The sequence below is a fragment of the uncultured Arcobacter sp. genome (assembly GCF_937982575.1).
Taxonomy (GTDB): domain Bacteria; phylum Campylobacterota; class Campylobacteria; order Campylobacterales; family Arcobacteraceae; genus Arcobacter.
Map to the genome: position 1 here is coordinate 1 of NZ_CALJLR010000025.1, position 12,191 is coordinate 12,191.

General features: G+C 27.0%; 14 protein-coding genes. 10 read left to right on the forward strand and 4 right to left on the reverse strand.

Annotated elements, in window-relative coordinates:
* Positions 1–31 precede the first annotated feature (31 nt).
* Both Q0617_RS13035 and Q0617_RS13040 read left to right on the forward strand, forming a co-directional pair.
* A complete protein-coding gene (locus Q0617_RS13035) occupies positions 32–268 on the forward strand; it encodes a hypothetical protein (RefSeq protein WP_298753773.1) in 237 nt (78 codons plus the stop codon).
* Between the two features lie 1,562 nt (positions 269–1,830).
* Positions 1,831–2,028, forward strand: coding sequence for a hypothetical protein (locus Q0617_RS13040; protein WP_298753774.1), 198 nt, complete (start codon positions 1,831–1,833; stop codon positions 2,026–2,028).
* A gap of 148 nt (positions 2,029–2,176) precedes the next feature.
* On the opposite strand, the gene Q0617_RS13045 is transcribed toward Q0617_RS13040, so the two are convergent.
* The 4 genes from Q0617_RS13045 to Q0617_RS13060 form a co-directional block, all read right to left on the reverse strand.
* Complete coding sequence (locus Q0617_RS13045) at positions 2,177–2,815, reverse strand: hypothetical protein (protein ID WP_298753775.1); 639 nt, start codon at positions 2,813–2,815, stop codon at positions 2,177–2,179.
* Positions 2,812–3,306, reverse strand: a complete 495-nt coding sequence (locus Q0617_RS13050) for a hypothetical protein (protein ID WP_298753776.1) — start codon at positions 3,304–3,306, stop codon at positions 2,812–2,814. The genes Q0617_RS13045 and Q0617_RS13050 overlap by 4 nt, the downstream gene beginning before the upstream one ends.
* A complete protein-coding gene (locus Q0617_RS13055) occupies positions 3,303–4,721 on the reverse strand; it encodes a hypothetical protein (protein WP_298753777.1) in 1,419 nt (472 codons plus the stop codon). Before Q0617_RS13055 ends, Q0617_RS13050 begins: the two co-directional genes overlap by 4 nt.
* A gap of 65 nt (positions 4,722–4,786) precedes the next feature.
* Entirely contained in the window at positions 4,787–5,008 is a 222-nt protein-coding gene (locus tag Q0617_RS13060) for a hypothetical protein (protein WP_298753778.1), read from the reverse strand.
* 182 nt (positions 5,009–5,190) lie between these two features.
* On the opposite strand from Q0617_RS13060, the gene Q0617_RS13065 reads away from it, so the two are divergent.
* From Q0617_RS13065 to Q0617_RS13100, 8 genes are all read left to right on the forward strand, one after another.
* Positions 5,191–5,418 (forward strand): hypothetical protein, encoded by a 228-nt coding sequence (locus Q0617_RS13065; protein ID WP_298753779.1) that lies wholly within the window; start codon positions 5,191–5,193, stop codon positions 5,416–5,418.
* 15 nt (positions 5,419–5,433) lie between these two features.
* A complete protein-coding gene (locus tag Q0617_RS13070) occupies positions 5,434–5,802 on the forward strand; it encodes a hypothetical protein (protein WP_298753780.1) in 369 nt (122 codons plus the stop codon).
* Positions 5,803–5,820: 18 nt separating this feature from the next.
* A complete protein-coding gene (locus Q0617_RS13075; protein ID WP_298753781.1) occupies positions 5,821–6,627 on the forward strand; it encodes a relaxase/mobilization nuclease domain-containing protein in 807 nt (268 codons plus the stop codon).
* A 69-nt stretch (positions 6,628–6,696) separates the two neighbouring features.
* Entirely contained in the window at positions 6,697–8,202 is a 1,506-nt protein-coding gene (locus tag Q0617_RS13080; protein WP_298753782.1) for a type IV secretory system conjugative DNA transfer family protein, read from the forward strand.
* On the forward strand, positions 8,203–9,048 hold the full coding sequence (locus tag Q0617_RS13085) for a hypothetical protein (RefSeq protein ID WP_298753783.1): 846 nt from the start codon (positions 8,203–8,205) through the stop codon (positions 9,046–9,048).
* A 1-nt stretch (position 9,049) separates the two neighbouring features.
* On the forward strand, positions 9,050–9,814 hold the full coding sequence (locus Q0617_RS13090; protein WP_298753784.1) for a J domain-containing protein: 765 nt from the start codon (positions 9,050–9,052) through the stop codon (positions 9,812–9,814).
* A gap of 921 nt (positions 9,815–10,735) precedes the next feature.
* Positions 10,736–10,864, forward strand: a complete 129-nt coding sequence (locus Q0617_RS13095; RefSeq protein ID WP_298753785.1) for a hypothetical protein — start codon at positions 10,736–10,738, stop codon at positions 10,862–10,864.
* Between the two features lie 936 nt (positions 10,865–11,800).
* Positions 11,801–12,037 carry a hypothetical protein gene (locus Q0617_RS13100; protein WP_298753786.1) on the forward strand — a complete coding sequence of 79 codons (237 nt, stop codon included), beginning with the start codon at positions 11,801–11,803 and terminating at the stop codon, positions 12,035–12,037.
* Positions 12,038–12,191: the final 154 nt, after the last annotated feature.

Consider the following 12,191-nt stretch of genomic DNA (forward strand, 5'->3'; position numbering starts at 1 on the left):
TTTAGTAGGTTTACAAATTCACTAGTTTATGATGGTGGAATTTGCAAGCGGCTCTAAAATAAAATCAATAAATTCTCAAACTAGAGAAGAAATATTTAAAACTATAAATAAATCAAACTTTTTAGATAAAATATCTAATGATATTCATAGCATAATATGTCTTCATAAAAATAAGTTTATTTATGTAGAAAAAAATATTATGAATGATACTTCTATAAATAAATTAACAGAAAGAACGAAAATGCCACTTCTTCTTCATGTATCTTAAGCAGAAGTTAGAAACAAAATAAACTGACTAATTCTAAAAAATGAAATAATAAATACAAGGTAGTACAAGTCTCCACCTTGTTTTTTTTGATTGTAATTTTTTTCTGAATAATCACTTTATTTTTTAAATTGTTGATTATGAATGAAAATGTATTAAGTGACATTACTAGAAATTTGTTAGGTGCTTGATATTTGGATGTTAAATTTTTAGTAGATTTATTAGATGAGCATAATATTAATTTTGATGATATTATGGACTCAATAGAATGTAATTTCTGAAAAGATATTAAGTTAGAAATTAATCTTATTATCTATGAAGTTTTATCTACTATCGCTTACAGATTTATAGCTGATAACTCTTCCCTGTTTGAAAATGAAACTGATGAGTTTGAAATCTATACAAACTATATGGATAGTCATATATATTTTACATCCGAAAAAGCTCAAAGTGAGTTTGAGAAGTTTTAGTAAAACTTCTCTCTTTTTTATTTTTTTATTTTCTCAAATTTTTTCTTGCAATTTAACGTTTTATTAATACTCTTCTTTTACAATCACGCAACTTTTGTGCAGGGCAAAAAAGTTGACAATATATATCTTATTTTATGGCTAATTTAAGCCAAAAAGTAAGGTCTTTTTTTTGACAAAAATTAAATAAATATGTTTTAATTAATATCGGTTGCAACCAAACTTATATTTTTAAAATTGAAATATTATGAAATTATTTAATACTCTCCTTGAAATTAAAAAAGGTAAAAAAGATTTACCTCTAAGTGCTATATTTATTGAAAATGCACTTTATTGATGAGAATGAGCATATTTTATCTATCACTATGACACTATAAATAATATCTTTTATATTAATGATCTAAATTACCCATGAACTAAAAATAGAACGAGTGCTATTAATATAATAGAGCAGATTGTTACTAAGGCTTATAAACAAGAGATGAACTCTTTAAGTGATATTATGAGGATTATTCAAATAAACAATAAACCTAAAATTTATTGTTTTTATAGACAGACATCATGATTAATTATTATGGATAAAATTAATCTGAAAACTATCAGATGAAAAAATGAAGAGATTATAGGATTTAAAAATCCTACTTGGGATGTACATGATAGCAACTATGTAAAAGTACATAAATTAAAAAAGAATCTGTTAGACTTATATTCAAAGAAAAATATATAAGGCTTACTATGTTTTTAAATAATTCAGACAATGACTCCTATGGAGATTTAAGAAGAAGAGAGGAATACGAACGACAACAACAAGCAAATTTTGCTAGAGGATTGGGAAACTTTTTATACAGATATATTGTACTGAGCTTTCGCACCTAATTTTATAGTGTTACATTCGGTAGTAGCGGTATTCTCTCAGCATTTGTCATATCTATTGACATGTATTTTTCAGTTTTTTTAAGCCCCTATTTATGGGGATTTAGAATAGTCAATAACTAGTGTCAAGTACCATGGAGTATTTTATTACTATGCCCTACTTACAGTTGTTTTAGAAAGCATATCGATTAAAATTAGGTGCGAAAGCTCAGTATTGTATATTCTATGATATGGCTTTTCTCATCTGTATTATTTTCAATGTTACTAAATTTTATATTAGGATGGAATCAAGGTATTACAACAATAATTGGGATGGTAGCTGGACTCTTTTTATTTAAAATATCTTACATAAAAATCAATCCAATAAAAAGTTTGATAACTATAGGATTTGTATTTGGTTTATTCCTTGTGGCTTTTTCTTAAGAACTCTTAAGAACAATATATATCCTTGAAAAGGATATAGCAAGTTTGCACATTTTCTAGAATTCTTGAGAATTCATCGAAAAAGTGCGAAACTTGTTTAGGGAAATTAGGACTTTGTCCTATCCCTAAAAACCCTTAAGTATTCGTTTTAGTTGATAAATTCTAAATTGAAGAATCTTCTTTTAGTGATGTTTTTATTTAAAATAGTCTTTAAGTCAAAAGAATCATACTTATTAGAATATATTTCCGATAATAGTGCAATATTTCCTCTTGGGTATATTTCAATATTATAATCTAAAATTTCTGTTAGATAAATTGATACAGACATTTCTTCTATTAAATATAGATTGTTATTATATAAGTTGTAGTTATTAATTGGTAAGGAGTTTTTAGTTAAATGTGAATGACTTAATTTATTTAAGTCATTTAAAAAAGACATACTGATTTCACTTAATTTAATAAGATTAGTCATTATATATTGAACTTCATATTGATTTACTAAATTATCCCATCTTTCCAGTTTAATATCTTGAATATTGTAGTTTTTTTGTACAATCTTTTTAATATGATTAAAATATTGATTTCCTATTTCATTGGCTTTTATTGATGCTGTTTCTTCATTTAGGTTGTTGTCTTTGGAAATATAATTATATCTATTTAATGAGTCTGCAACAACTATTATCATAGATGAACCTAGTTGTGTACAATATGAAATTGTTTTTTCAATTGTTTTTTTAGAAAAATAATGATTTGTAATACTAATTGGAAAAAAAACTTTATTATTCATAGTAATGGATGTTTAGTTAAATAAACTATTTTATAATTTTTTATGTTTTCGTTATGTTGATACAAAAGTGTTGAATTTTCCATATTTTTTATATAACTGGTAATAGTTACTCCTAATATAATATAGAAAACTGAGAGAGTTCCAAGAATATCTACTTCAGAAATACTGATTGACTGAAAGACAATTCCTGCAATCGCTAAAAGGGTAAAAATAAAAATAGCAATTAAGGATTTTATAATAAATAAGTCAACAAAATAAGATTGGAATAGCTCAGAATTACCATATTTTAACTTATAAATAGGGTAAACAATCTTTTGATCATTATCACAACCTTTTTCATGGTCTAGTTTAATCAATACTAATGCTTTGTCAATTTTAGAAATTACACTACTAAGTGAAAATATTTCTTTTACAAAGAATAAAGTTGCACCACCAAATAATGTGGTAAGAATTAGTTTTGTCATTACAGGATTTAATGCTATTTCATTCATTTATTTTTCCATAAAAGTAATGAGATTAATGTCATAAATAATACTGAAACTGGTATTCCTAATTGTGAAATCCATAGCTTTGAAACATGCATTCCATAAAATGAGATTGTCCATAGTAAAACAATAGATACAACTAAACCTATTGCTAAAATTTTTGATTCTATTATTGAGAGATTTATATTTCTATTTGAAAGCATTACGAGAGGTGGACCTAAAAGTACTATTTGCCCCAAAATTGTAAAAATAATTGATAGTAAATCTATACCCACAGTATAATTTACTAAAAAATATAATATGATAACTAATATTAAAGTAAAAAAGATAGATAAGAAGATAGAAATCTTATTATCAAATAGGGTGTGTGTTTTTTTACTATTAAATAATAAATATATAATAGTAATTAAACTTGTATCAACTGTTGATAATAATGCTGATAACATGCCTATGAAAATTAAAGGAAAAATTATATATGCTCCGATAGAACTTGTTTTAATAAGCATATTAAAAACATCTTCTACATTTTCTAGTTTATAACCCAAAGAATATATTGATATACCTATGAAAATTAATAACCCCCATAGAATAAAAACTACTTTGATTGACTTGTTGATACCAAAACTTACATCATCTTTTGACTTGGATATGGAAAATCTATGCCACATGCTCAATTGAGAAATTGGTAAAAATATATTTAAAATAAGTACATTTAATAAAAAAACTATTAATTCTAGTAATGTTATTGGTATATTAGTAATTGTAAAAATTGATGATATCTTGTCAGGATTAGAACTAAAAATTAATATTAAATAAACAAAAAAACCACCAACACTTGATAATATTAATTTATTTTGCCATGAATCTGAATCTATAACCGCTTTATATCCACCGAGATAAACATATAAGGCAGTAATACTTAAAATAATGATTATAAAAATTGTTTTAATGTTTACATTATCATTTATGAAATGATTAAGTATTTGTAAGCCCAGTATCACTTCAACTAAGATAATTGCTAAAAATCCAAAAAAAGTAATAATTTCTGTTACATAAACTAATAGTTGAAAATTTGTTTTTTTAGAAATAAAGTCACTTATTGAACCTATCTCATTCAAATTAGTATTAAGTGACACCTTTTTAAATACAGTATTGGAAATTAATAAACCAAAAGCATAAGTCATGGGAGCAAATAAAAGCCACCAACCATAAATAGGAGCAGTAATTATAAAGAAAATAAAGACAGTTGATAAAGAAGTGCCAGAAGCAACAGTTGTAGATGAAAATTTATTTGATGAAATTGACTGAGAAGAAAATAAAAAGTCTTTAATATTTTGATGATGTTTATTTTTTATAGCATTAAGTAAAAATAAAAATATAGTAAACATACCTAACATCATTGCAGAACTATTTGGTTCCATAAAAGTACCTTAATAAAAAAAATGAAAATAGATTATACCATATTTAAATTATTACAAATTAGTAGTTACCTCTCCCTACTAAAGTCTTCCCTGACTGCCTCTTGCCCCCGTTCCATAAAATATAAAATCGTTGATGTAAGAGTTGGACGGTTAAGAGTGCTTTGCATTTTTAGCAAATAATCATATTCATCCTGCGTTAGTGAGAGCATAACTTTTTTATCTCTTTTTTGCTCATTATCAAGTTTTGGTCTTCCGACACTTCTATTTTTTCTATCTTCTGTACTCATTAATTTTCCTTTATACATAATTATATATTACTAAGTATAAATTATTTATTAATAACTATTAAGTAGTCAAATCTACTAAAATCTATTTTTCACTATGTTTTTATAATTAATACTTAGTATTTATTATATTTTTCTAAGTTTTAATACTTTATACTTACCATATATCAGTTAAGGAGTCTATCATGAGTAGCGAAGAAAAAGTCATATTTGAAGCTTTATATGCAAAGCATAAAAAAATAGCCATCTCAAAAAAAGAGATGTCACGAGAAACAGGTTTGAGTATCTCTACACTTGATAGACTCAGACGAGCAGGACAAGGATGTGGCTATATTCAACAAGGTCAAGGAGATGTGGCTTATCCATTGTTAGAGTTAGCAAAATACTATACTCAAACAATTCAAACTTTATAATATAAAGTAAAACCCATGAGTAAAACAAACTATCAAAAAGAGTACAAGAAGAGTTACAAACAGAAAAATAAAATTGTAACTTTTCCTCTAAGTATCGCTTTTTATGATGAACTAAAAAAAAGAGCAATCTACTTAGATTTAAAAACGAACTCTTATGCTAAAAATATCATCACTACTTTTTTAAATAATTCTACTCCTAAGATTTTAACCTACGAACAAAAAGAGTTTATTAATGAGTATATCCGCATATCAAGAGGGATAGCGAATAATATCAATCAGATAGCTCATAAAACAAATCTAAATGAAACGATTGATATAAATATTCTCATTAATGCACTTAGAATTTATGAAGAAGAGTTTAAAAAGTTTATAACCAAAGCATAAACTATGATAATCAAATCTATGAGCAGAAAAAGCAAATCTTTTTCACAACTCTATGACTACCTTACCCGTGATAAATCCTCTCATACTTTTTCAAGAAACACTTACTCAAATTCTAAAAATAAAAAAGAATTCGTGAATGAATTTTATGAAAATTCTAGACACTTAAGAGAAGCTAGAGGCAAGGTGTTTATGTATCATGAAGTTTTATCACTTGAAGCCAATGAATTGTCTTTGGAGAGACAAAAAGAGATACTTCTTGATATGGCAGAAAAATATCTTTTGCAAAGAGCAGAACATCATCTTAGTTTTGGAGTGATTCATGAAGAGAAAAACAATATGCACTTACATTTGATGATAAGTGCCAATAAGATAGAAGGAGAAAAAAGAGTTAGACTCTCAAAGAAAGAGTTCTCTCAAATTCAACAGAGATTAGAGAACTATAAAAACCAAAAGTACAAAGAGCTAAATCAATCTTCTCTCTATCAAGATAAAAAAGACCTTTCAAAAGAAAAACAAAACGAACAAGAGTTAAAAAATAGAGGTGCAAGAAGCGTTAAGGATGAAATAAAAGAAAATCTAAGAGCTACTTTTAGCAAAGCAACTTCAAGTACATATATAGAAAATCACTTAAAAACTTTAGGCTATGAAATTTATACTAGAGGAAAAACTCAAGGTGTCAGATATAAAAATAAGAACTATAGATTTAAGACTTTGGGGCTTGAGTCAGAGTATCAACAGTTAGTTAAAAAATTAGAGAGAATACAAGAGAGAGAAATCAGACGGCAAAAAGTAAAAGAAGAGAGAAGCTACTCAAGAGAGAGATGAAAATCTTCTAAACAAGGGTATAAAAGATTTTAGATACAATAAAAAACTTTTTTGCACTTAGGTTATTTGATGGAACTTTTAGCACTTATTCTTATTTTAATAATTATCCTACCTCTAATGAACAAACAATTTAGAAAATTTGGAATACAGTTTTTAAATCCTCTTTCATGGCTTTTCTCATTTCTCTCACAACCACCGATTAAAAGCGATGGTATGATGAGTAAACAAGATGAGATAAAAACCTTTTCAAGGTTTAATGACGGACTTTTAGTTGATGGAAAAAATAAAAGGCTATCTTCAAAAGAGAGCTTTAACCACCTTGCACTTTTTAGTAGAACTGGTGGAGGTAAAACAACTTCTTATGTACTGCCAAATATATATAAACTCGCTTCAGGGAACTGCTCTATGGTAATTACAGATTTAAGTGGAGAAATATACGATAAAACAAGTGCTTATTTACATAATCAAGGTTTTAAAATATATGTACTTGATCCAAAGAATTTGGATGAGTCCATAAGATACAATCCACTAGAGTATGCAAAAGACTCTATGAGTATTGATATGGTTAGTGAAATACTTATAGCTTCATCAGGTTTAAAAGGAACAAAAGCAGAGGATAAAATTTGGAGTGACGGAGCGAAGAACTTTATATCTATTCTCATCAAAGTTCTAAATGAAACTCATGATAAGAGATATATGAACTTAGCGAATGTTAGATATATGCTTAACAACTTTGGAAAAGTCGGAGAACCTCTTGATGAGTTTATAAAAAGATATGCAGATGATAAAACATTTTCAGAATATAAAGGTTTTATAAGCGGTAATGAAAAGACTATACAGAGTTTTATATCAACTGCGAGTGTCGCACTAAGCCCTATAGGTATAAATGACAATTTAGAAAAATTGACATACTCACACTCTATAGATTTTAAAAAATTCAGAGAAGAAAAATCGGTAGTTTTTATAAAAATAGAGCAACAATATCAAGAGCAATATAGCTTCTTGTTAAATCTCTTTTACGCACAACTTTTTAATGTGATGATGGATAAGCTGCCAAGTGCAAAAGATTTGCACTTGTACTGCTTACTTGATGAGTTTGGAAATATGAATATACCGAGATTTTCATCTATTATTACAACGATTAGAAAGTACAATGTATCTATCTCTATCATCTTGCAAAACATCAACCAGTTAATCAAACAGTATTCTCAAAATGAAGCTAAAACCATCTTAGACGGTGGTATTGCTTCTAAACTTATATACAGCGGTGCTGATTTGGACTTAGCAAGTGATTTAGAAAAGATGTTTGGACATAAAGAAACTCTTAAAAAACAAGCTGATGGAACTAATTATTATGACAAAGAAAGCGTCATGAATATTAGTGAGATAAGGACTATGAAAGATAATGAGGCATTGTTTGTATATGCCAATAAAAAGCCTTTAAAGATGAGCGTAAGACCTTATTATAAAGATATGATGTATAACAGTTTTTCTAAGATGAAGCCTTATACGATTAACGGTATTAATCGTTATGATAGTGTTCAGTATGTTGATTTAGAGAATGTGGAGTGGTAGATGAATAAAAAAGTTTATATAGACCAAAATATTTATGAAGATATTTTGCAACAACGAGATAAAAAGATAGTCTCAGTTATTCAAGAGAATTATTACAATTATGATTTTTTTTATAGTCCTGCACATATTGAAGAAGTTACTGCAAGTCAAAGAAATGAAAAAGATGCTAGTTTAGCTACAAGAAGAATTAATGAAAAATTAAATAATATTAGATTAATAACTCAAAATAATGAATTTTTGCCTTCCCTTGATGGGGCAATAATAAATAGTAGAGAAGAACCATATGAATGTATGGAGAGAGTAATGATAGATTATGAAAACACTACTTTACTAGCTGAAAAGATAGATAATGAATTTCTATCTCGTCAAAAAGAACAGTTTGTTTGTCAGTTATGTAATAAAACAATAGAATCTTATCATGATTTTCGGATAAGAAAAGGGATAGACAAACAAAATTTAAAACATATAAATGATGTTAATCCTGACAAGTTATTTGAGCAAGAAAAAGTTATAGCAAGTTTAAATGAAGCAAGTGCAATACTTCATTTCGATGTAACCAAATGCAAGAAATGGAATGAAATTAAGTATATTCATAAAGATATTGAGTTTACTATTCAAAAACTATATGAAGTTCTAGAGGTTCTTGGATATAAAATTGAAAAAATAGCTAAAAGTAGAATGCATGATATAACCCATACTATATATGCGACAGCCTCAGATATTTTTGTTGTTGAAGACAAAAAACTTTATTGTAAAGCTAAAGCAATTTATTCATATTTAGAAATTCCAACAAAAGTTTTTTGTAAACAGGAGTTTATAGATTATTTAAATAATAAGGAGCAATGAGGTGGAACAAACTTTTTTGCAACAATTATTAAATGAAGCCTCAAATATGGACTTACCAAATTTTATATTGGTATCGCTTCTCTTTTATGTACCATTTCACTTTTCAAAAAAAGCAGAGACTCTGTTTTTTCATCTTCTGTACTCATTTTTTGGTATATATATGCTTTTTACTATGGAAGACACAAGAATAATATATGATTTAAAAATGCTTGTAGGTTTAGGGCTTTTAATACCGCAAATAAGATTCATTATACAGTTTACAAAAGATACAATTCAAACAGTAAAAATGATGACTGCAAACACTTACTATTTTTTCGTAACTATTTATTACAAGATAATAAGGTTTATAAATTGGGTTAAATCTACCTATAGTATGCTAAAGACTTTTTTTACTACTTTCAGTTTTCAAAAAGAGGACTATCTCAAGCAGGAGCAAAGTTCACAAAGAGATTATAATTACGAGCAAAAACATCAAAAGTTTTATGAAGAGCCAAAGCAAGAAGAACAAAAAAGTTATACAAAACACGAAGAGCCAAAGCATGAAACTAAACAAGAACATGGGGAATTTAAAAGATTTTATAGCGAAAGTGCTTATACTGTTTTAGGTGTGAATGCTGAGGATGATTACAAGACTATAAAAAAAGTATATAGAAAACTTGTTAGAGAATATCATCCTGACTTAAACCCTGACAATATTAAGCTATATACTGAGATTACACAAAACATTAATAACGCTTGGGAAAAAGTTGAAAGATGGAAGAAGTAATATAAAAATCAGAGCCACTATCTCTGATTGCTATCGTAGAGTCTTGGTCTCTACTCTTAACTATAAAGTATAGTCGTTCCCACTCCTCTAACATTTACACGGTGGAAAATTAATAAAATAATTTTTTAATTTTATGCAAATAAACGAGATTAAATCTCTAATTCCCTCTTGTTATACAGAGGAAGAAAAAAAACAGATTATTAAATTACTAATTGAGTTAGCAGATATATATCTTGAAAGTGAAAATCTAAAATAAGTTTTGTATATTTCAAAATTGATATTCTATAGTTTTTTATTATAGTCAAAATATACATTATATTTTAAAAAATATTTATGATTTTAAAATGACTAATCTATTGTAGAGTTTCTTCTGCAAAACAAGTAAAAGAGTGAAATGGGCTATCTTCTCAAGAAAAGAGATGTAGAGATTATGCAAATAATACTCTTTGAATTGAAATAGAAAAAGTTTTTAATGAAGAGTGAATAAGTTGATGAATCTTTGAGAGAAAATCAATTTTAGAGCTGTTTAAGTACATTGATGAGAATAAAAATTCAAGCTACACAGTAATATTTGAAGATTTAAACAGATTATCAAGAGACATACAAGTTCACTCACTCTTAAAAGCAGAATTCAAAAAAAGATGAGTTGAGTTAGCTTCTCCAAATTTTCAGTTTGAGGAATCTCCTGAATGAACTTTTAGAGAGAATATGAGTGTATCGATGGCTCAATATGAAAAAGATAAAAACAAGCAAAGAGTTAATGATAGAATGAGAGCAAGATTAGAGCAGGGATTTTGGTGCTTTAAAGTGCCGATTTGATATACATTTTCTACAAATTCAAAAGGATGAAAAGAGATATTATTAGATGAAAATAATTATAAAACAGTTAAATCAGGATTAGAAAAATTTGCAAATGATGAGTTGGAAACTATTAATGATGTTGCAAGGTATTTTCATGCAAAAGGATTAAGCGTTGGAACTGTAAAAAATGGTAAGGTTTATAATGCAAACTTAGTTTCAAGGATGTTAAAAAACATCTTATATACTTGATACCTTGAGTTTCCAAAGTGGTCTATATTAAGGAGAAAAGCTCATCATAAAGCTTTAATATCTTTAGCGACTTTTCACAAAATAGAAAAAAAGTTAAGCAGTACCACTCAAAATATTGTAGTTCAAAGAATGCAAGAAAATTTAAATAGAGTTGATAAATCAAGTGACTTCCCTTTAAGATGATTTTTGTTTTGTGAGGAATCTAAACAGATGATTAGTTGAGCTTGGAGTCAATGAAAAAATAAAAGTTTTCCTTACTACACATATCCAAGAAAATCCTCTATGCACTGAAAATCAATAAATAGAAATGCTTTACATGAGCAATTTGAAGAACTTCTAAAGTCTATACAACCTAAAGAAGATTTGATAGTAGCTTTTGAAAAAATTGTCAAAGAAGTTTATGAAGAAAGAAGAAGCGATGATATTGAGTATAAGAAAAATCTTCAATCAGAAATAAATCAAATTGATTGAAAGATTACAAAATATATTAACAGAATATGAAAAACTGAAAGTGAAGCTTTAGTATCAAGTTATGAAAAACAAATAGAAAATTTGGAGGTAGAAAAACTAAAAATTTCTAACAATTTACAAAAAGAGCTTAAAGATGTTTGAACACCTTTAAAAAATAGAATGAAACTTGTTAGAAATGCCCTTGATATATGGAAAAGTAGCAGTTTAGAAAATAAAAAAGCACTCATAAAAAATATATTCCCTGAGTGAATTCCTATAAACGAAAAAAAGCAGGTGTGAACACCTACTTTTTCCCTTGTTTATCAGGCTTTTTCGCTATGAAAAAGTTCAAATTGCTTAATGGTGGACTTTATTCGTGAAAATCTGAATAATTTGTTAAAGTAAAAATATATAAACTATAAATATCTAGTATAAAATATTTCTTTATGTTAAAATATAAAAATCTTAAGAAAGGGAGGTAAAACTGTGAAAAGATATACTTTAAAACAAAATCATACTGCCCAATATCATTTATTTGAAGCCACTTTAAATGTTGATGGTAGTTGTACTAGTGCGAGTAAATCAATGTGTAAGAAAATGGATTATATTTCTGAGTCTAAGTTTGCATGTAAAGATGAAAATAGCACTTTTTTAGAATGTGCTAAACTTAAACGACAAGTTTGTGGTAATTGTATGCAAGAATTATATGGAGATGATGAATAATAATTGTGAATATCTAATGTCATTGATATTTGAAGCTAATATTTCCAGCAATTAGCTCGAAGAATGTAAATGTAAGAATTAATCAAACTTCTTATAAAAAGGGATCGTTCATAATTCCGTGTCAATCGGGTAAAATTATATTTACTCAAGGAAT